Origin of the sequence: Chryseobacterium polytrichastri, assembly GCF_900142445.1 — a bacterium.
Taxonomy (GTDB): Bacteria; Bacteroidota; Bacteroidia; order Flavobacteriales; family Weeksellaceae; genus Chryseobacterium; species Chryseobacterium polytrichastri.
The window spans coordinates 51,991-71,794 of the sequence record NZ_FRAV01000008.1 but is presented as its reverse complement, the minus strand read 5'-3'; the positions used below and the strand labels follow the sequence as shown (position 1 = coordinate 71,794).

General features: G+C 34.6%; 22 protein-coding genes and 1 tRNA gene. 17 read left to right on the top strand and 6 right to left on the bottom strand.

The genetic code is table 11. The features are described from left to right. Positions 1-7 precede the first annotated feature (7 nt). The gene (locus tag BUB80_RS23985) at positions 8-142 is read left to right on the top strand and encodes a hypothetical protein (protein WP_262484432.1); all 135 of its coding nucleotides are present in this window, start codon (positions 8-10) and stop codon (positions 140-142) included. On the opposite strand, the gene mobB is transcribed toward BUB80_RS23985, so the two are convergent. Beyond that, the gene (mobB, locus tag BUB80_RS06780) at positions 139-1,431 is read right to left on the bottom strand and encodes a conjugal transfer protein MobB (protein WP_073292114.1); all 1,293 of its coding nucleotides are present in this window, start codon (positions 1,429-1,431) and stop codon (positions 139-141) included. The genes BUB80_RS23985 and mobB overlap by 4 nt on opposite strands. Positions 1,432-1,439: 8 nt before the next feature. Continuing rightward, complete coding sequence (mobA, locus tag BUB80_RS06775; RefSeq protein ID WP_073292275.1) at positions 1,440-1,871, bottom strand: conjugal transfer protein MobA; 432 nt, start codon at positions 1,869-1,871, stop codon at positions 1,440-1,442. A 675-nt stretch (positions 1,872-2,546) separates the two neighbouring features. Here mobA and BUB80_RS06770 point away from each other — a divergent pair. From BUB80_RS06770 to BUB80_RS06705, 14 genes are all read left to right on the top strand, one after another. Further along, entirely contained in the window at positions 2,547-3,314 is a 768-nt protein-coding gene (locus BUB80_RS06770) for a ParA family protein (RefSeq protein ID WP_073292112.1), read from the top strand. Between the two features lie 4 nt (positions 3,315-3,318). Then, positions 3,319-3,750 carry a DUF3408 domain-containing protein gene (locus BUB80_RS06765; protein ID WP_073292110.1) on the top strand — a complete coding sequence of 144 codons (432 nt, stop codon included), beginning with the start codon at positions 3,319-3,321 and terminating at the stop codon, positions 3,748-3,750. 2 nt (positions 3,751-3,752) lie between these two features. After that, on the top strand, positions 3,753-4,373 hold the full coding sequence (locus BUB80_RS06760; protein WP_073292108.1) for a hypothetical protein: 621 nt from the start codon (positions 3,753-3,755) through the stop codon (positions 4,371-4,373). Between the two features lie 185 nt (positions 4,374-4,558). After that, a complete protein-coding gene (locus BUB80_RS06755) occupies positions 4,559-4,864 on the top strand; it encodes a DUF4134 domain-containing protein (RefSeq protein ID WP_054510026.1) in 306 nt (101 codons plus the stop codon). Between the two features lie 10 nt (positions 4,865-4,874). Continuing rightward, on the top strand, positions 4,875-5,207 hold the full coding sequence (locus tag BUB80_RS06750; RefSeq protein ID WP_073292106.1) for a DUF4133 domain-containing protein: 333 nt from the start codon (positions 4,875-4,877) through the stop codon (positions 5,205-5,207). Then, positions 5,204-7,711, top strand: coding sequence for a TraG family conjugative transposon ATPase (locus BUB80_RS06745; RefSeq protein ID WP_073292104.1), 2,508 nt, complete (start codon positions 5,204-5,206; stop codon positions 7,709-7,711). Before BUB80_RS06750 ends, BUB80_RS06745 begins: the two co-directional genes overlap by 4 nt. Positions 7,712-7,730: 19 nt before the next feature. Continuing rightward, entirely contained in the window at positions 7,731-8,357 is a 627-nt protein-coding gene (locus BUB80_RS06740; protein WP_073292102.1) for a DUF4141 domain-containing protein, read from the top strand. 1 nt (position 8,358) lies between these two features. After that, complete coding sequence (traJ, locus tag BUB80_RS06735; RefSeq protein ID WP_073292273.1) at positions 8,359-9,351, top strand: conjugative transposon protein TraJ; 993 nt, start codon at positions 8,359-8,361, stop codon at positions 9,349-9,351. Between the two features lie 16 nt (positions 9,352-9,367). Further along, positions 9,368-9,991, top strand: coding sequence for a conjugative transposon protein TraK (gene traK, locus BUB80_RS06730; RefSeq protein ID WP_073292100.1), 624 nt, complete (start codon positions 9,368-9,370; stop codon positions 9,989-9,991). A gap of 10 nt (positions 9,992-10,001) precedes the next feature. Then, positions 10,002-10,283: a hypothetical protein gene (locus BUB80_RS06725; RefSeq protein ID WP_054509533.1), complete on the top strand. Its 282-nt coding sequence runs from the start codon at positions 10,002-10,004 to the stop codon at positions 10,281-10,283. Then, positions 10,276-11,589: a conjugative transposon protein TraM gene (gene traM, locus BUB80_RS06720; RefSeq protein WP_073292099.1), complete on the top strand. Its 1,314-nt coding sequence runs from the start codon at positions 10,276-10,278 to the stop codon at positions 11,587-11,589. The genes BUB80_RS06725 and traM overlap by 8 nt, the downstream gene beginning before the upstream one ends. Before the next feature lie 17 nt (positions 11,590-11,606). Further along, positions 11,607-12,506, top strand: coding sequence for a conjugative transposon protein TraN (gene traN, locus BUB80_RS06715; protein WP_073292098.1), 900 nt, complete (start codon positions 11,607-11,609; stop codon positions 12,504-12,506). Position 12,507: 1 nt separating this feature from the next. Continuing rightward, positions 12,508-13,065 (top strand): conjugal transfer protein TraO, encoded by a 558-nt coding sequence (locus BUB80_RS06710; protein ID WP_071254664.1) that lies wholly within the window; start codon positions 12,508-12,510, stop codon positions 13,063-13,065. Positions 13,066-13,076: 11 nt separating this feature from the next. Further along, positions 13,077-13,523 (top strand): DUF3872 domain-containing protein, encoded by a 447-nt coding sequence (locus BUB80_RS06705; RefSeq protein ID WP_073292097.1) that lies wholly within the window; start codon positions 13,077-13,079, stop codon positions 13,521-13,523. Positions 13,524-13,775: 252 nt separating this feature from the next. Here the strand turns inward: BUB80_RS06705 and BUB80_RS06700 are convergent, their stop codons facing one another. Continuing rightward, positions 13,776-14,219: a JAB domain-containing protein gene (locus tag BUB80_RS06700; RefSeq protein WP_054509538.1), complete on the bottom strand. Its 444-nt coding sequence runs from the start codon at positions 14,217-14,219 to the stop codon at positions 13,776-13,778. 70 nt (positions 14,220-14,289) lie between these two features. Continuing rightward, positions 14,290-15,363, bottom strand: coding sequence for a DUF932 domain-containing protein (locus BUB80_RS06695; RefSeq protein ID WP_073292095.1), 1,074 nt, complete (start codon positions 15,361-15,363; stop codon positions 14,290-14,292). Between the two features lie 679 nt (positions 15,364-16,042). Between BUB80_RS06695 and BUB80_RS06690 the strand changes: the two genes are divergently transcribed. Then, positions 16,043-16,261 carry a hypothetical protein gene (locus BUB80_RS06690; protein WP_123905618.1) on the top strand — a complete coding sequence of 73 codons (219 nt, stop codon included), beginning with the start codon at positions 16,043-16,045 and terminating at the stop codon, positions 16,259-16,261. 51 nt (positions 16,262-16,312) lie between these two features. After that, positions 16,313-17,887, top strand: a complete 1,575-nt coding sequence (locus BUB80_RS24060; RefSeq protein WP_073292271.1) for a recombinase family protein — start codon at positions 16,313-16,315, stop codon at positions 17,885-17,887. Here BUB80_RS24060 and BUB80_RS06680 read toward each other — a convergent pair. Beyond that, positions 17,841-17,914: transfer RNA gene (locus tag BUB80_RS06680), tRNA-Arg, on the bottom strand. The two genes, BUB80_RS24060 and BUB80_RS06680, sit on opposite strands and share 47 nt — an antisense overlap. 69 nt (positions 17,915-17,983) lie before the next feature. Further along, positions 17,984-19,750: a TonB-dependent receptor gene (locus BUB80_RS06675; RefSeq protein ID WP_073292093.1), complete on the bottom strand. Its 1,767-nt coding sequence runs from the start codon at positions 19,748-19,750 to the stop codon at positions 17,984-17,986. Positions 19,751-19,804: the final 54 nt, after the last annotated feature.

Below are 19,804 nucleotides of genomic sequence, written 5' to 3'. Positions count from 1 at the left end.
ATCGGGAGTGAATATAAATTCTGCTACTCCCTTCGAGAAGAAAACAGGAGACATTGGCTTTCAGATGGATACATTTGGCTTACAGCACAATATCTTGGCAAAAGAAAATAAACAGACTGTATCTGCTGTAATTCTTTTTTAAAGATTTCGTTTCCTTCTTTTTTTCATCCGAGATTCAAATTGCAATTCCTGATCATCTTCATTTTGATTCAGATAGAATAGCCCTCCTACTCCATCAATAATTCCACTCATATCTTGATGATTACTTTGCGGGCTGTCTAAAAAATCAAACAAAGGATGGATACTATCCAATAAAGGATCCTTATAATCTTCAACTTTTAGAATTTCCGTCTTTTGATCAACGGTCTGTTTTACATCCGTCCCTATCTTTTGAGTCCATCTTTCATTAAAGGAATTGATAGAAAATTCTTTCCCCAAATGCGAACCATTCCACACTGTTTTAGAATGATGGTCAACAAATGTGATTCCATACCGATGTCCATTATCATTTCTGCGGATTACAGTATTGATGCCTTGCTTCGTTAATATATTTTTAAAATCCTTTTCATTATTGGTAGATCTTATCGTATTTAAAATAGCTGTGCTGAGACTTAGTTTTGATGCATCATTTTTTAAGGTTTCTTTGCATTTAGTAAAATAATCCTCTAAAGCCGCCAGTCCTGAGTTTTTACCAAATAAAGATGCTTTGAAGGAATGCCCCATGCGATCTCCTTTTGAGTTGAGTGGAAAATACAACAATCCGCTTTTCATCTTTCCGCTTAATTCACCTTCTGTCTTTTCAGCAGCAATATTGAATAGAGAAAGAAGCGCATTGTATTCACCCAAAGATCGAAACTTATAATAACTGGGTAAATAACGAATAACAGAAGCAATCTGACTTTTCACATCACCAGAGGCATATTCTACGGGACGAAAAATCTTTTCATTCCGACGTTGTTCTTTTTCCGTAGCAGGGATCAAGCTAAACTTTTTTTCTATCTTCCTACAGAAATTCATAGATCTTCTTTTTTCAAATGTATCCGAGATCTTTCTGCCTTCTTCGTCCACACACACGGATACGATATGGATATGAATACGGTCGATATCCGTATGCTTAAAAACCACAAAAGGTTGCTCTCCATATCCCATTTCCTGCATATAATCTTCCGCCATTTCTCTGAATTGATCATCACTTACCGCATCTTTAGGATCAGGGTTAAGCGAAATATGTACAGTATGCTTCTCCGTATTTCGGTTCGCAACAAGATAAGATTCAAACGATTCTGTTAATTGAGAAACCGTATACTTCCTGTTAGGAGTTTCAATCATTCTCTTTGTAAGTAAAATCATTCCGTTCCCACGTTCAATTTTGACATTATTATATGCCAATGCTCCATACAAATTATTTCCCCTTCCAATTTTCGCAATCATAACATATTCTATTTTTTCAGATACTGTAGTTCAAATTCTTCTGTCAGCTTTATGATCTTTTGACATAAACCCGTCATTTCTACGGTCTGTTTTTCCAATGTATTGAGTAGTGCAGTCACTTTCTGTTCAGAATAATTGGTGTACAATACTTTCACCACTTGATTATAATTGACTCCCACAGCCCTAAACTGAGTATATAAAGAAGTTAATCTCATGTAAAAATCCATAGAGCCTTTATCAATTTTGACTGTTCTTATCTCACGGGAAAATAATACGGAAACAATAAACTTTGCCTTGTTTGTAAATGCAGATGCTTCAAAAAGCTTCATCATTTTTATATTCTCCTCATTGGTCAATCTAAAAACATGGCGATAGATGCTGGGATTTATTTTAGGTTTTCGTCCCCCTCTATTTCTGTAATGGTGATCTTTCTTATCCATTATATCCATTTTAAATACGTTAACAAACCTCGACTTCGGAGAGTGTTTGCCCCCCGGTAGGGCAAGTTGTTTTGAGGCACAAAAAACAGTTATGAGGCACTCAAAACACAACTTGCCGTGTTCCTATGAACACCAAATAAAGCACTTATTGACTGAGTAGATAACGAAACAAAAACAACCAAAAGCAATTGACATTTTATTCATTAGCATTGAAAAAATTTATAAAACCTTCTTCAGTCAAAACATCTTACAAAGTAAAATCTTATGATGTTTTGATTATAGTATACCAATCTGCCAAACACTTCCTTTCGATGACAAGATCTACCCTCATTATAAAAGTACCTATCAATCTCCATTTCTTTGTCCTTACAGCATTGTGCAGGGATATAATTAGTTAGGCATGTAAATATTGACATAGACCTCCATGCAGAAGAATAAGGACAGATATCTGTTGAGATGGAGATCTCTGAGCAGACAGTTCTATATTAACGAATGTATGTACATCCATCAGTACATTGGCACAATAGTACTTACCTGCTTAAAGCTCTCCCTATATATGCAACTGTATAGAAAGCTTAATACGTATGTATTCCTTTAAGATACTACCAATATACATGAGATAAAATATAACTGAAGCTATACATCAATACATACATAATTAAAAATATTGAAAATATGAATTCACAACACCGCACAAAATTTATTGCTTTTTCTTCCCAAAAAGGAGGTGTCGGAAAAAGTACATTTACCACTTTAGTAGGAAGTATCTTGCATTATCGCCTTGGGTATAATATTGCCGTATTCGATGTTGATTTTCCACAACACAGCTTAATAAAAATGAGGTCCCGTGATCTTGTAACGGTAATGGAAAATGAAAATCTCAAAAAGCTTGCTTATAAACAATTTACCACCATCAACAAAAAAGCATACCCTATTATTCAAGGTAAGGCTGAGAGCGTATTGGATGCCGCTCAAGAATTTATAAGCAACTCCTCTATCCCTGTCGATATCATTTTCTTTGATCTGCCGGGAACTGTGAATACTCCAGGCATTCTGAATGCCTTAGCAGCCATGCATCATATTTTCACTCCAATCACAGCAGACCGCCTAGTCATGGAGAGTACACTGATTTTCACACAGCTGCTCCAAGATGTTATCATGAAAAAAGGAGGAACTTCTATAGAAACAATCCATCTCTTTTGGAATCAGGTTGATGGACGAGAAACCACTCCTTTGTATAAAACCTACAATCAACTTATTAAACATTTGGGCTTAAATCTGATGCAAAGCCAGGTCAAGAACAGCAGTCGTTTCCGTAAAGAGAGTGAAGTGAATAGTAAAGTGGTCTTCCGTTCTACACTACTCCCTCCAGATGAGCGTTTGATGAAAGCCAGTCAGCTGGATCTTTTTATCAATGAATTTTTAAAAATCATTCAATTATAGCGATATGGAGAAAAATACTACTAAAAAAATGACACCGGATATCGATGAAGAACTGATGATGAATCTGATGGTTGACGGCGTTAAAAAAGAAGGTTTAGAGATTCAGCCAGTACATATCGTAGAAAATGAAAAATCTAAGTTTGAAACAGTACCGCAGGAAAAACTTATTCCTAAAGAAAAGAGCAAAGTAAAAAGAACCATTGAAATAGATTACGAAAGCACTTTTTTAAGAAAAACGGATACCAATGCCCGTGATGGTAAGACCGTTTATATAAGACCCGATTTCCATGAAAAGCTATCTCGCATAGTACAGGTTATTGGTGAGGATAAGTTCACTATTTATGCTTATTTAGACAATTTACTCTCCTATCACTTTCAAGAATTTGGGGATCAGATCATCAAAAGTTTTAATGATAAATACAAACCAATATTATAGCTATGGAAACGATCATCGTCTTATGTCTTCTAATTGTCATTGCATTGCTTTTGCATGATAAGATTTTCAAAAAAAATTCGAAACAAAAAATGGCAAAGGAAAAATTCAATCTGGATACCCACATGCTGGGTCATCCTAAATCTGTAATAAACTTGTCAAAAGAGAAGAATTTTATCGAAACACAGATTCATGAGCCAACTATTAATCCTGACAGTAGAAACGTGGAATCCAACCAAAATAACCTTCAAAACCGTAAGGAAGAACAGGAAAGTGTATCCAATACCCAACTTGATTTTAATGTGGAGGAAGAAGAATTAAAAAAACAGAGAATTTCACGTTCGGACCACAGTTTAGCACAAGGGATTACCGGTGAAGAATTTAATGCTGCGAAGATACTCCTGCAAAAAGATAAAGTATACGTAGCTGAGCAAGAGACATCAACAGCTCTACTTCAAAAGATACACGGTACAGAACTATTCAATTTATTAGAAAGCTCTATAGAGGGAGCCTCACAAAAAATAGCAGAACTGTTAGATAACAGCTTTCCTCCTGAAGCTGATATCCATACTTCCTTATTCCTAAAAGATGATTTAAACAATTTTGATATCGAAGAATTTATTTGATTAATAAATCTTTGGAAAAGAAAAAACTTGTAATACGTTGGCATTTTTTATTCATCAACTGAAGCCAATGAGTGCCAAACAACTCCTGTAAACGACTATTTATCAGAATCCTTCTATTTCCATAACATCTTTGTCAGCAAACCTGTAAGGTGCAGGAACGCAATAATAAATTTCATGTTTTAGTTATGGAAAAACAAAGAGAAAAACTACTGATGGTAAGTTTAAGCTTACTTGTAACGACAGCAGCTCTCGCCCAAGGCAACGGTACGGCAGGGATCAATGAGGCCACCCAAATGGTAACTTCTTATTTTGAACCCGCTACCCAACTTATCTATGCCATTGGCGCAGTAGTCGGATTGATTGGAGGAGTCAAGGTCTACAATAAATTCAGCAGTGGAGATCCTGACACCAGCAAAACGGCAGCAAGTTGGTTTGGCGCCTGTATATTCCTCATCGTAGCGGCAACTATACTCCGTTCATTCTTCCTTTAAAAAGATATTGATGAATACATATAACATCAACAAAGGCATCGGAAGAACCGTAGAGTTTAAAGGATTAAAAGCACAGTACCTGTTTATTTTTGCAGGAGGATCACTGGGAATACTTATTCTTTTAATGATCATGTATATGGCAGGCGTCCACAGTTATATCTGTCTTATTACAGGAGGTATAACAAGCATCATTTTAATAAAACAGACTTTTTCACTGAACAGGAAATATGGGGAACATGGTCTGATGAAATTACGTGCTGGGAAGAAACACCCACGATTCATCATTAACCGAAAACCCATATTCAGAATCCTCAGAATCACTTCTAAAAAAGAGGCAGCATGAGAAATACTTCCAAAACATCAACCCTGGAGAGTAAATTTCCATTACTGGCAGTAGAAGATAGTTGCATTATCTCAAAAGAAGCAGATATCACCATTTGTTTTAAGGTGAGGTTACCTGAACTTTTTACGGTGGCATCAGCGGAATATGAAGCGATTCATTCCAGCTGGCATAAAGCCATAAAAACATTACCTGATTTCAGTATCGTTCACAAGCAGGATTGGTACATCAAAGAAAACTACCAACCTGATCTGTCACAAGACAGCCAAAGCTTTCTGTCAAGATCTTTTGAACGCCATTTTAATGAAAGACCTTTTCTCAATCACTACTGTTACTTGTTTATCACCAAAACGAGTAAAGAACGAATGAGAAGCCAAAGTAACTTTTCATCACTTTGTAAAGGAACTCTTATTCCCAAAGAACTAAGGGATAAAGAAACGATCAGCAGATTCATGGAATCAGTTGATCAATTCGAAAGGATTATGAACGACAGCGGCTACATCCATATGGAAAAAATGACAGCAGATGAGATCACTGGAACTCAAAATCAATCAGGACTGTTAGATCAGTATCTTACGTTATCGAAAGAAACAGCAACTCCGCTTCAGGATTTGGCACTGGGATCTGAAGAGATGCGGATTGGTAATAATCGGATCAGTATGCATACGCTGTCTGATACAGATGACCTTCCGGGGAGTGTATCCTCGCATATGAGATATGAAAAATTAAGCACAGACCGAAGTGACTGTTTATTATCCTTTGCTTCTCCCGTTGGACTTTTACTGAACTGTAATCATGTTTATAATCAATATTTATTCATAGATGACAGTGATGAAAATTTAAGCAAATTTGAAAAATCTGCCAGAAATATGCATTCGTTAGCCAGATACAGCAGAGCCAATCAAATCAATAAAGAATGGATTGAAAAATATCTCAATGAGGCACATTCTTATGGTCTGCAATCCATTAGGGCACATTTTAACGTAATGTCCTGGTCAGACAATCCTTTTGAACTCAAACAGCTTAAAAATGATACCGGAAGCGCGTTAGCACTTATGGAATGTAAGCCCAGGCATAACACAACAGATGTAGCAACATTGTATTGGTCAGGCATGCCTGGTAATGCAGGAGATTTTCCAAGTGAGGAAAGTTTCTATACCTTCATCGAACCTGCATTATGTTTTTTCACTGAGGAAACCAATTATCAGAATTCACCGTCCCCTTTTGGAATTAAAATGGCAGACCGTCTTACCGGTAAACCGATTCATCTGGATATCTCTGATCTTCCGATGAAGCAGGGAATTATTACGAACCGGAATAAATTTATTTTGGGCCCTTCAGGGAGTGGCAAGTCATTCTTCACCAATCACATGGTCAGACAGTATTATGAGCAGGGCGCACATGTTCTTTTGATAGACACCGGAAATTCTTATCAGGGTTTATGTGAACTTATAAAGGGAAAAACTAAAGGAGAAGATGGAGTTTACTTTACCTATACCGAAGATCATCCCATCGCCTTTAATCCTTTTTATACCGATGACGGCGTATTTGATATAGAAAAAAGAGAAAGTATTAAAACGTTGATTCTTACCCTGTGGAAAAGAGATGATGAACCACCTACCCGTTCTGAAGAAGTTGCTTTATCGAATGCGGTAAGCGGATATATCGAGCAAATCAAAAAAAATGAGACCATTCCTTCTTTCAATGGTTTTTATGAGTATGTTAAAGACGATTACCTGTTGATTCTGGAGCAAAAGAAAGTCCGTGAAAAAGATTTTGATATCGCCAATTTTCTCAATGTTTTAGAGCCGTATTATAAAGGTGGTGAATATGATTACCTCCTCAATTCGGACCAGCAGCTTGATCTACTATCCAAACGATTTATCGTATTTGAGATCGATGCGATAAAAGATCATAAAATTTTATTTCCGATTGTCACCATTATCATTATGGAAGTCTTTATCAACAAAATGAGAAGGCTAAAAGGAATCCGAAAAATGATACTGATTGAAGAGGCGTGGAAAGCTATTGCTAAAGAAGGAATGGCTGAATACATCAAATACCTGTTCAAAACTGTAAGAAAATTCTTTGGCGAAGCTATTGTGGTAACGCAGGAGGTCGATGATATCATTCATTCTCCGATTGTTAGAGAAAGTATCATCAACAGTTCTGACTGTAAAATCTTATTGGATCAGCGTAAGTACATGAACAAGTTTGATGATATTCAGGCTATGCTTGGTCTTACAGATAAGGAAAAAGCACAGGTTCTTTCTATTAATATGAATAATGATTCGGGCAGGTTATATAAAGAAGTTTGGATCGGATTAGGAGGAACACACTCAGCAGTATATGCAACAGAAGTCTCCACAGAAGAGTATCTCGCTTACACTACAGAAGAAACTGAAAAATTGGAAGTCATGAATCTGGCTTCAGAACTTGACGGTAATATGGAACATGCCATCAAGAGGATTTCTCTTAGAAGAATAAAATCGAACAAAGAAAATTAATCATTTACAATTTACGACAATGAAAAATATAATAATACTAATCTCAGTATTTATTGGTGCCACAACCTATGCGAAAGCACAATTTGTAGTCACCGATCCAACGAATCTTGCCTCTGGAATTCTGAATTCTGCCAATGAAATTGTGCAGACTTCCAATACCGTCTCTAATGTGGTCAAAAATTTTAATGAAGTTAAAAAAGTGTACGAACAAGGCAAAGAGTATTATGATAAGCTTAAAGCCATCAATAATTTAATAAAGGATGCCCGAAAGGTTCAGCAGACCGTCTTGCTTGTAGGTGATGTATCCGAAATGTATGTTCATAATTTTGGAAAGATGCTCAATGATCCCAATTTTAATACACAGGAACTTACCGCTATTGCCAATGGATATTCTGCCCTACTAACAGAGAGTACAGAACTTCTTAAAGAGTTGAAACAAATTGTAAGTACAACCAATCTGTCTCTTAATGACAAGGAACGTATGGATGTAATTGACAGAGTATACAAAGAGGTCAAAGAGTATCACAATCTGGTTCGCTACTACACGAACAAGAATATTTCTGTAAGCTATTTACGAGCTAAAAAACAGAACAATACCGAAAGGGTCTTACAACTGTATGGAACTTCAAATCAAAAATACTGGTAAAATGGAGACGAATAACTTACACGAAGTATTGCGCTTGGTTTACGAAGAAATGATGCCTTTATGTGCGGATATGGCAGCAGTAGCAAAAGGCGTCGCTGGATTAGGGGCATTATTCTATGTGGCTATTAAAGTTTGGCAGGCATTGAGCCGCGCTGAACCGATTGACCTGTTTCCTATGTTACGGCCTTTTGCTATTGGAATCTGTATCATGTTTTTCTCCACTATCGTGTTGGGAAGTATCAATGGTGTATTAAGTCCAATCGTTCAGGGGAGTCATTCAATGCTTGAAGGTCAGGTTTTAGATCTCAATGCGCTGCAGCAGAAAAAAGATCTGCTAGAAAGAGAGGCAACGTTACGAAATCCCGAGATGGCTTATTTGATCTCTGATGAAGAGTTTGATAAGAAGCTGGAAGAGCTGGGTTGGTCACCTTCAGACCTAATAACGATGTCGGGAATGTATATTGAAAGAAAGATGTTTTCTATTAAAAAAGATATTCGGGATGGATTTCGTGAATTTTTGGAAATTTTATTTCAGTCAGCCGCACTTGTCATTGACACGATACGAACTTTCTTTTTGATTGTATTGGCTATACTAGGACCTATTGCTTTTGCCATCTCCGTCTGGGATGGTTTTCAAAGCACATTAACGCAGTGGCTCACTCGTTATATCAGTGTTTACCTATGGCTTCCGGTTGCAGATATATTCAGTGCGATACTGGCTAAGATCCAATCTCTGATTATTGAAAAAGATATTGAAATGCTGGCTGATCCCAATTTTATTCCTGATACTTCTAACACAGTTTATATCATTTATATGATTATTGGAATCATAGGATATTTTACGGTTCCGACCGTTACTGGCTGGATAATACAGGCAGGCGGAGCAGGAAATTTCACACGCAATGTAAATCAGATCGCACAAAAATCGGGAAATATTGCGGGAGCCGCGGCAGGCTCAGCTATAGGAAATATATCTGGAAGATTACTTAAATAATTAAAATCTCATCACAATGGAATTTAAAATCTTAAGAAATATTGAAAACAGTTTTAAGCAAATCAGGTTATTTCCCTTTGTTTTTACCCTGCTATGCTTTGGTGTGGTTGCTTTAGTTGTTTATCAATCTTACCATTTCGCAGAAGAGCAGCGAAAGAAAATTTATGTTTTGGATAATGGTAAATCACTGATGGTAGCACTCTCTCAGGATATGTCAATCAACCGACCTGTGGAAGCTAGAGAACATGTAAGACGTTTTCATGAATTGTTCTTTACCATGTCTCCCGACAAAAATGCCATAGAAAGCAATATGAAAAGAGCATTCAATCTTGCTGACCAATCTGCTTTCAACTATTATAAAGACCTTTCTGAAAAAGGGTACTATAACAGGATCATCTCAGGAAATGTACAGCAAAGAATTGAGATTGACAGTGTTGTTGCCAATTTCAACAGCTATCCTTATGAGGTAAAAACGTTTGCTCGACAATTCATTATCAGATCAAGTAATCTTACAAAACGAAGCCTTATTACCCACTGTGAATTGGTTAATTCAGTACGATCAGACAGTAATCCTCAGGGATTTATCATTGAAAAATTTAACGTCGTTGAAAATAAGGATGTTGAAACCGTAGACCGATAAATAAATCATTATGAAAAAGTTGAATAAAGCAATTGATCAATATATAAAGAATGTAGAACAACATTGGAAAGCAATACCTGAAAAACGCCAACGGATATTAACAAAAATATTTTTTACAGGATATACACTGCTTACCATTAGTATTATCCTTCAGAATTGGTTAAAAGAAGGGAGTCGTAAAAACATTCCTCTTGGAGGACATATCAGTACTGTTCTGAGAGGATTGAACGTAAAGACAGAATCAGCGGAAGTTAAGCTTATTAACCATCAACAAAAATCAGAAAATGAATGATTCCACAAAAAACAATATAAAAATAATAGAAAATGGTTTCGGAGTTTTAGCAGAGAATGAATCACAGGAAAACAAAAAATTACAATGGGAAAATATAAAGAAGCCCATCATCTATTTTTTGATGTCTATTGCCTGTCTGGGATGTTTATATCTGATTTTTAAACCGAAGGATAAAATGAAAATGGAAAATGCAGGTATTAATTCAGCTATTCCACAGGCGGCTGATGATAAACTACAGTCGGACAAGCAGAAAGCATATGAACAACAATTACTGGATAAGAAAAATGGAGAAAAAAGAAATTCATTAACCAGCCTATCTGATTATTGGAGTGATCCTGGATCTGCGAACAACACAATGGGTAGAGGAATCAATGAAAACTCTGTTGATAATTCAAAAAACACAGGTATTACAGATCAGAATGCAGTAAGCAGTTATCACAGTGCACAGCAGACTTTAGGCTCTTTTTACAGTAGAGATGATCAGGAAATCAATACGCTGAAACAGGAAATCAACAGACTGAAGAATGAATCATCACGAAAAGATGCGGAACCGACAAAAACCGGAATCAATGAACAACTTGAACTGATGGAAAAATCATATCAGATGGCTGCAAAATATCTACCTCTTCCGGTTAATCAGGAAAAGAACGAAGAACATAAAATTACCGAACCACCACTTAACCAAAGTAAAGTTCATTTAACCACTGCAAAGCCTGAAACACAAAATCTTGTCTCCAGTTTGTATCGAGAAATGAATGACAGCATTTTTCTAACCGAATTGAATCAAAATAGATTTCATGGTATAGAGCAAAATACTTCTGGTATTAAAAGTAGAAACAGCATTCGTGCTGTGATTTATGAAACTAAAATTGTAACCCAGGAAAGCTTTATATCCTTGAGACTTTTAGAAACAATGCTCCTTGGAAAAAGCAAAATCCCGGAAGGAAGTATATTAAAAGCCTCCGGAAAATTTCAGGGAGGAAGATTGCTTTTGAAGATATCAACTATTGAATATAATGGGAACGTACAAAAGGTCGAAATAGATATACATGACAACGACGGACAATTGGGACTTAACGTTCCATACTCTCCTGAACAAAATGCCATGACCGATATCTTAGCCAATATGGGTCAAACATCAGGAACGAATATTATGATGACCCAATCTGCCCAGCAGCAGATCGCAGCAGATCTTACAAAAGGGGCAGTTCAAGGCATATCAGGATATTTTCAGAAGAAGATCAAGCTTTCAAAAGTCACTGTAAAAGCAGGTCATCAAGTCTTTCTTATCTCAAAAAAGAGTTAAATAACAAATTTAAAACAATGAACATTATACTAAAAAAATGGCTGGTATTTATCTTACTCTCATTTTCAATGAGCTTATTGAGTTCTCAGGAAATGCAGGAATCTACCTCCTTGAACGATGCAAAATTAGAACCTTTCAAACTGGAAGTAACTTATAATAAAACAACTCATTTAATATTTCCATCACCGATACGATATGTTGATTTAGGAAGTGAAAATCTTATAGCCAACAAAGCGGAAGATGTGGGAAATGTTCTCCGAATAAAAGCAGGTATCAATGGTTTTGAAGAAGAAACTAACTTTTCAATTATTACTCAGGACGGTAAATTTTACAATTTTGATGTATTATATAGTCCCCATCCTAATACGCTGAATTATGATCTTCTTAAATTACATCAAACGCAAGAAAAAGAATATTCTACGGATGTACAATTTGAAGAACTTAAAGGAAACTCATCTTCACTTAATGAAGCAATTATGAAAACGCTGTATGAAAATCCTAAAAGAACCATTACGCATATCGGTATCAAAAGTTTTGGAATCCGGTTTTTATTAAAGTCTTTGTATATATATGAAGGAAAGTTTTACTTTATTTTTCAAATGACGAATAAAAGTAATATATCGTATGATATCGACTTTATCAACTTCAAAATTGTAGATAAAAAAAATCTCAAACGTACCATTATTCAAGAGAAAATATTAACTCCTCTTCGCATCTATCCTATTATTAACGCTGTAAGTAATCAAGCTTCCTCAAATGTTCTCTATCTGTTAGATCAATTCACACTGTTTGATGATCAGATACTGGAAATAGAAGTTTTTGAAAAAAATGGGGGACGTCATCAGAAGATCGAAGTTGAAAATATTGATCTGATCAATGCAAAAATAGTTAGAGATATTCACTTAAAAATGAAATAAGATGAATAAGAAACTCATTTATATGATTGTATTACTATTGCTTAGTCTTACAGTAAGAGCGCAACGTATGCTTCCGAAACAAAAAGGAATAGAAGCAAATTTCGGATTATTGTTTACATCAGATTCACAGTATTACTTTGTGAACACAGGTATAATCATTCATACCAAAAAAGGAAATTATCATAGTTACACATTAGAATACAGCAGAGATAATATACCGTACAGAAACACTGAAATTCGTATTGAAAGCTACACTGCTGAGGCAGGTTACAGTTTAAACTTAATTGCCAACCGTACCCGAAATTTGATGATCAATTCCTCATTATCTGCCACGGCAGGATATGAAGAAATCAATAAAGGAGAGCTCCTTTTATATGATGGTGCCAGATTAATAAATCAATCTTCTTTTGTGTACGGTGTAAGCGGAAAACTTAGCATGGAAATATATCTTTCCGACCGGATTGTACTGCTTACTTCTGGAAAACTACAACACTTGTGGAATACATCATTAAGTCCTTTGAGATGTTCAGTCGGTATTGGAATACGATTTAATTTATAAAGAAAATTATTATGAAAAACTCAATCAATATTGCCCACGGGTTTCTCTCCATTCTGTATAGTGTACTGATCTTATTTTTATTTGAGATCAGCCTTGCTTCATGTACCCAGGACGAGTTACAAATACAGCAGAATTTTCCTTTTGAAATTTCAGTAATGCCAACTCCGAAAAATATTTCTAAAGATGAAACAGTTGAAATACGTTTTCAAGTGTTACCTTTGGGAGACTATTCTGAAACCCAATATTTTTTAAGGTATTTTCAATATGACGGATCGGGAACATTACAGTATTTCAATAATACGCCTTATTTACCGAATGACTTATACCCATTATTACAAAAACAATTCAGATTATACTACACCTCTACTTCAGAAATATCACAATCATTTACAATCTGGATCATTGATAATTTTGGAAATGAGAAAGAAATTAAATTTCAATTTAACATTAAAGATTAGTTTATACACTTTTACTCCTATTTAAGTTAATGATTACAGAATATGTATAAATACAAATAATTAGAATCCTTTTGATGTAAATCTTTTTTGAGCAGGAGCTTAGCAAGGCAACAAAAATGATTTTATTATGTAATAAGCGAAAAGATGTTTCCGACTAAAGAGAGGAATTATCTTTTCGCTAAAAAATGGTGATAAAAAAGCGGTAATTTAAAAAATTCCGCTTTTCTCGTTTACTTATTCTTCGTCAAAAATCTATAGTTTCCCATCGTCTGCAAAAGAAGTATATTCAGTGGATGTCAAAATACAATGATCTAGCAGTTGTATATTAAGTAATTTTGAAGCTTCTTTTATATTTTGAGTAACTTTAACATCTTCCACTGATGGTTTTAAATTTCCTGATGGATGATTATGAGCTATTATTATACATGAAGCATTACATAAAAGTGCAGCCTGCATAATAATTCTTACGTCTACTAATGATGAAGAAATTCCAGATTCAGAAATCTTTCTTATCCCCAGCACTTTATTTGCCTGATTTAAGTAAAGTGTGTAAAATGATTCTCTGTAATCAATTTCATCACTGTCAAAATGTTCTCTGAACACCTTAACAGCATCATTTGAATTTGTAATTAGTCTCTCTGAATTCCCTTTTCGAGAATAGCTTAATTTTATTTCGTTTACGATATTGAATTTCATCTTTCTTGCTCTGAGTACAGCAGAGACTCTTATTTCCTGTACTTAAAAATGATAAAAAATATTCTAAAAATCAATTCATAAAAATTGCATCTACACCTTGATGAGCAAACTTTTCGCAAAGATCAAAAGTCTTTTGAGATTTTAATTGTGCTGTACCTCCCAATACGATAGACTGTAATTTCGCTTCATCATTTTTATAATTTTTCACGTTTTGATAATAACCTGTCACTGCATTGTATGCTCCAAACAAAGTTCCTTTTGTGGTTTCCATTTGTTGGGTATCACTCATCATAGCGTACATAAAAGCGTCATCAACAGAATTTTTAAAAACGGTTGACAGCTCATCAAAATTTCCCTTTTGTAAATGATCGAATGTTTCCTTGTTAGGACATAAGGCCAACTGAATAAGTTTTTTCATTTCTTTGTCATTAACATTGATTTTAGCCCAATGATTAAATACTGCTTCTAACTCATTGCTCAGCATATTTGCTAATCCAATTACTTTGTGAGCATCATCCAAACGCTGTTTTGCTCCAGCTGTATGTCTAATTCTTACAACATTACTCATATTCCGCAACGACGCATTTAAAGTATTTTGACAAACGATACGTATGGGCGTAAAAGCAGCTGTTATGCTTCCGCTACCATCATGAGATGTGGTAAGAAATATGTATTTTTCTGTAACATCATCCCCGTTTCCTACTCGAATATAATCGGGTAATTTAGCCGTAATAAATATTCGTTCGCCATCTCCCAGTGCACCTGCAGTTTCATAGAAAATTCCATTTCCACCTCCAACAATGGAATCAAAAAATACAAAGGCTTCATGATTCTGGACAATTTGATAGTCTTTTCCAACGACTCCTAAGACCATGTTATTATCTGTTCTTATGTTAGCGAAATAATCAGGAACTTCTAATTCGGAATCAGTTAATTCCATAACTTCGTCCATTTCTTTAATTTCAGAAACTTTTGTAAAAAGCGGTGATTTTTCCACCTCATAATCAATACCGGCAAATTTTATCGCTTCTTCACTTGTAGGATATTCTTCTACCACTTGCCCTAAATTGTGCCACGCTTTTTCCTTCACACTGAAAAATGAATATTTTCCTGTTCTATTGTTGAAATTTAATTGGTGTGCCATGATATAATTGTTTTGATATTAGAAAATGATTTGATGATGGTAATAAGGGAAATAATCCTCCTCATTGTTTCCCTTATATATGGATTTAGAAATTTCTTTCTTACTCTATTTTCACTGAACAAATTGCAGGTTTTCGCATTCTTTGTCAACATTTCGATAATGTCCATAATCGTTGTTTTTTAAGATTGTACATATTGACTTGTTTTCTATCTCATCATTGTTTTATCTCTTAAAACCTATCCATCCTTCGATGAATATTTTTCAAAAGAAAAACCGAAAAAAAGAAAGCAGATAATCTTAGCGGAAAAAAGGGAAAACCAAAAGGAAACGGAATAATTGGAGGGTACCTTTAGGGAGGAAGCCGTTTATGCCGTAGTCTTTTGGTTGGCAAATGGAAAGGCTGACCGCTATACCTTAGCTGCCTTTTAATCGGTTTCTTATGAAACATATTTTACATAAAAATCAATTAAATTTACTCCCAGCTGATTATATTTTTGAACAATAAAATAGTCTTGATAAAATTGGACAGCTGTTGAGTAAGATTGTTTATGGCAAGAAGACATTTAAAGACAAATATTTCATCGAAACGTCATAACTGTATTCTTTAAAATTCAGTATTATAAATTCATCTGAATCATGAGATTATCTCAGAGATAAGAAATAAATATGACAGATGGTTATGAAAAATACTTCTTCACAAAAAAGGTCTCAAAAAAGAGAATTAGACGTTGAAAGAAATACGTGCCGTAAGTATATTTTACAAAAAATTTCTGTAGAAAAATCAAGGAAAATTCTTTCTGAGTCAGGACTTCGTTTAGCTGAAGATGAACTGAAAGAAGTTATAGAATTACTTCATCATATAGCTGAACTCATTATAAACGGATTTATTGTAAAATAAATTTTCATATATTGCACTAACAACCAACGTGTTAATAACAAACAAACACTTATGCAGATAGCAGATTTATATATAAGAGTTTCTACAGATGAACAGGCAGAAAAAGGCTATTCTCAAAGAGATCAGCTGGAAAGACTGGAAAAATATTGTAATCAAAATCAAATTACTATTGGACAAGTAATCTTTGAAGATCATTCAGCAAAAAACTTCACCAGACCTGAGTGGATCAAATATATTAATTATATAAAAAAAAGAAGTGTAAAATCAAATATAGTATTATTTACAAAATGGGATAGATTTAGTAGAAACGCAGGAGATGCCTATCAGATGATCAAGTTATTGCAAAATAACAATATTTCACCACAAGCAATTGAGCAGCCTTTAGATATGTCTATTCCTGAAAATAAGATGATGCTAGCTATATATCTCGCAGCACCGGAAGTTGAAAATGACAGAAGAGCTCTAAATACATTCTATGGTATGAGAAGAGCACAAAAGGAAGGTCGTATTATGGGTACCGCTTCTTATGGATACATCAATAAATGTACTGAAGAAGGTAGAAAATATGTTGCTCTAAAAGAACCTGAAGCTTCTAATATGCGTTGGGCATTTAATGAGCTTTCCAAAGGTATTCACGCTGCAAATCAGATCAGACTAAAAATGAATACGATGGGTGGTTCAGAAATAAGTAGCACATCCTTTTATAGATCAATAAGAAATCCAATTTATTGTGGAAAAGTTTATATCAAAGCATATAAAGATGAAAATGATTGTATTGTTGCAGGAAAACACGAAGGCATAATATCAGAAGCCATATTTAACAAGGTTCAATGTGTTCTTAACAACAAAAAAAAGAATGAACGGCCAAAAGGAAAAATAATTTCTATTGAACAGCTTCCTCTACGAGGTTTTTTGAAATGTCCAAAATGCAGTTCCAATATTTCAGGTAGCGGTTCAAAAGGAAAAAAAAACATTTATTACTATTACCATTGTAATTCTAAATGTGGATACCGATACAGTTCAGATGTTGTCAATAAGGCCTTTGAAAGTGAGCTTAAAAAATTTGAATATAACGAAGGTGCAAGCAAATTATTACGAGAAATAATCTTGGCTAATTTTAAACATATCCAGCACAGTGTAGATATAAAAAAAAAGGAAATTTCAACCCAAATTGGACAGTTAAATGACCGATTAAATAGCGCAAGGGAAAAATATTTGGAAGATCGTTTAGATTATGAAGATTATGAAATAATTAAAAACGACAGTAAACAAAAAGTTGACAATCTAGAAATGGAATTACAAAATCAAAAATTAACCCGTAAAAATATAGATATTAGGCAGAAACTTGACGGTGCATTAAAATCACTTCCAAATCTCTCAAAACTCTATGAAACAGGTGATATTGAAACAAAAAGATTGATTTTGTGTTCGATTTTCACTGAAAAACTTGAATTTCAAGAAATAGCTTTTCGAACACCTAAACTAAATTCTGCAGCAGCCCTTATACTACTCATTAACAACAAGTTAAAAAATAAAAAAGAGGGAGAAAGCAATAAAAAAAATGCTTTCTCCCTCTGGGTGACCTCGGAGGGGTTCGAACCCCCAACCCTCAGAGCCGAAATCTGATATTCTATCCAGTTGAACTACGAAGCCGATTTTATGGGTAATTGGTAATAAATTATTTAAAATATTGGCTCATTACCAATTACTCATTCTTTATTATTAAAACGTAATTTTCACACCTCCCAAAATCTGTGCACCAAGAACTTTATATCCTTTGTACATTTGGTAATTTGAGTTGAAAAGATTGTTTCCTAGTGCGAAAATACTGAAATTTTTGTGAATTTTGTACTCTGCGGAAAGATTTAAATCTGCATACCCCCCTACTTTGTCATTGGTATTCTCTGTTGACTGGAACATCATCGGACTTCCAACTCCCTCAATAGCAAAAGAGTTCGTTGTTCTGTCGCTGGCAAAAATACCTTTGAAACCTAGCAATAATTTTTTATCAAGCATGGTATATTTAGCTCCAATACTCGCATTAAGCAATGGAACGTTGTAGATATTTTCGTAATTCTTCAGGTTGTATTTTGTAAATCTTACATCTGCATCTACAATTAAGTTCTCCAGTGGAAAATACTGCACACTTCCTTTAATATCGCTTACATTTCCATCATCATAGGTCGCAGAGAACGTATTAGCATAGTTGTAAGCAGAACGTTCAAGCGTATATCTATTATCAAACAGACCATTTGCTTTGAAGAACATAATATCTCTCATTTTTCCGAAACCTGCAGAGAAATCATATTTGAATGTTTCATCAATATCTCCTCTTAAACCAACATAAAAATGATATTTTGTTTCGGTAGGTTTCAATGTCTGGTCAGATAAGACAAAAGGATTCTGTTGTAATAGATCAGAGTAAGTATTTAATTTTAATCCTCCGTCTACTCCACCATAAAATTTAAATTCTTTTGCTGCTGCAAACTGGAATTCAGCCTGTGGAAACCAATACGCTTTATTGTTTTTCATTTGTTCAGCCATCAACGCATTATTGTTTTTGGCATTCAAGAATGAAAATGAAGAACCTACCATTAAGTAAGAATCTCCTTTTCTAAACGTTACTTTCGGAGTTAAGCTCGTATTCACAAAATTAGATGAGTTTTTATCTCTGATATCAAATTCTGATTTTACCGCTTCTAAACCAACTCCTAGATCTGCATTTAAAACAATTCCGGATTTACCTACATCCACACCGTGTTTAGATAAATTAGCCAAGATAGAAACCTGATTTTCCTGTGCATCAAAATGATCTTTCAAGAACGAAGATTTTACTCTTACATCATTTAAAATTTCATTAGAATAAAAGTCATAGTACCCGTTTACTTTAAACTGATTAACTCTTTGATCCAAATCAATATTTGCTGCCGGTTCTAAGGCATAAATACCATAGTAATTGTTGTTAGTTAAACCATATTCAGCGTTTAGGTTAAACTTTCCTTTTTCTCCATAAGAATTTAGGAAAGCCCCAATTGTAGCTGCGCTTTGCTTAGAATCCCAAGCATATTCTTTCTTCAATCCTAACGTTGAAAGAAAGTGAGCATCTACTCCAACTTCCAATTTATTTTGAAGCGTTTTTGAGACATTCATATCTCCCAAGATTTTTCCATAATTACCCATTCCAAACTGGATGTAATTATTTTGAGCCGTTCCCTCAAATTTAGGAGTAACATCTTGTCCTTGAATGGTAGATGTTTTAAAATCTGAAACTGCAGGAACATCCGTAATGGTATATTTTACAGGATTCTGAGATTTCTCTTCTGGTGGATAATTCTTAATCGTTTCCACAGAAGTTTTTTTCTTCTCGATCTTTTTAACTTCCGGTTCTCTTTTTTTATTAAGAATCAGCTTTTCTTCCTTGATCTGAGAAAACGCAATCTGCGAAACTCCTAAAAATAATATAGATAATATTTGAATTCTTCTGTTCATTATGTATTGTATTTATGTATTAAAGTAAAACGTAGCAATTATGAATACGTTCTA

Coding starts and splice junctions, on each gene's coding strand:
- BUB80_RS06760 (WP_073292108.1), top strand. CDS start 3,753: ATGGAAACGATCATCGTCTTATGTCTTCTAATTGTCATTGCATTGCTT.
- traJ (WP_073292273.1), top strand. CDS start 8,359: ATGGAGACGAATAACTTACACGAAGTATTGCGCTTGGTTTACGAAGAA.
- BUB80_RS06710 (WP_071254664.1), top strand. CDS start 12,508: ATGAATAAGAAACTCATTTATATGATTGTATTACTATTGCTTAGTCTT.
- BUB80_RS06770 (WP_073292112.1), top strand. CDS start 2,547: ATGAATTCACAACACCGCACAAAATTTATTGCTTTTTCTTCCCAAAAA.
- BUB80_RS06700 (WP_054509538.1), bottom strand. CDS start 14,219: ATGAAATTCAATATCGTAAACGAAATAAAATTAAGCTATTCTCGAAAA.
- BUB80_RS06750 (WP_073292106.1), top strand. CDS start 4,875: ATGAATACATATAACATCAACAAAGGCATCGGAAGAACCGTAGAGTTT.
- BUB80_RS06745 (WP_073292104.1), top strand. CDS start 5,204: ATGAGAAATACTTCCAAAACATCAACCCTGGAGAGTAAATTTCCATTA.
- BUB80_RS06675 (WP_073292093.1), bottom strand. CDS start 19,750: ATGAACAGAAGAATTCAAATATTATCTATATTATTTTTAGGAGTTTCG.
- BUB80_RS06705 (WP_073292097.1), top strand. CDS start 13,077: ATGAAAAACTCAATCAATATTGCCCACGGGTTTCTCTCCATTCTGTAT.
- BUB80_RS06755 (WP_054510026.1), top strand. CDS start 4,559: ATGGAAAAACAAAGAGAAAAACTACTGATGGTAAGTTTAAGCTTACTT.
- BUB80_RS06695 (WP_073292095.1), bottom strand. CDS start 15,363: ATGGCACACCAATTAAATTTCAACAATAGAACAGGAAAATATTCATTT.
- BUB80_RS06690 (WP_123905618.1), top strand. CDS start 16,043: ATGAAAAATACTTCTTCACAAAAAAGGTCTCAAAAAAGAGAATTAGAC.
- traN (WP_073292098.1), top strand. CDS start 11,607: ATGAACATTATACTAAAAAAATGGCTGGTATTTATCTTACTCTCATTT.
- BUB80_RS24060 (WP_073292271.1), top strand. CDS start 16,313: ATGCAGATAGCAGATTTATATATAAGAGTTTCTACAGATGAACAGGCA.
- traM (WP_073292099.1), top strand. CDS start 10,276: ATGAATGATTCCACAAAAAACAATATAAAAATAATAGAAAATGGTTTC.
- BUB80_RS06725 (WP_054509533.1), top strand. CDS start 10,002: ATGAAAAAGTTGAATAAAGCAATTGATCAATATATAAAGAATGTAGAA.
- BUB80_RS06765 (WP_073292110.1), top strand. CDS start 3,319: ATGGAGAAAAATACTACTAAAAAAATGACACCGGATATCGATGAAGAA.
- mobB (WP_073292114.1), bottom strand. CDS start 1,431: ATGATTGCGAAAATTGGAAGGGGAAATAATTTGTATGGAGCATTGGCA.
- mobA (WP_073292275.1), bottom strand. CDS start 1,871: ATGGATAAGAAAGATCACCATTACAGAAATAGAGGGGGACGAAAACCT.
- BUB80_RS06740 (WP_073292102.1), top strand. CDS start 7,731: ATGAAAAATATAATAATACTAATCTCAGTATTTATTGGTGCCACAACC.
- traK (WP_073292100.1), top strand. CDS start 9,368: ATGGAATTTAAAATCTTAAGAAATATTGAAAACAGTTTTAAGCAAATC.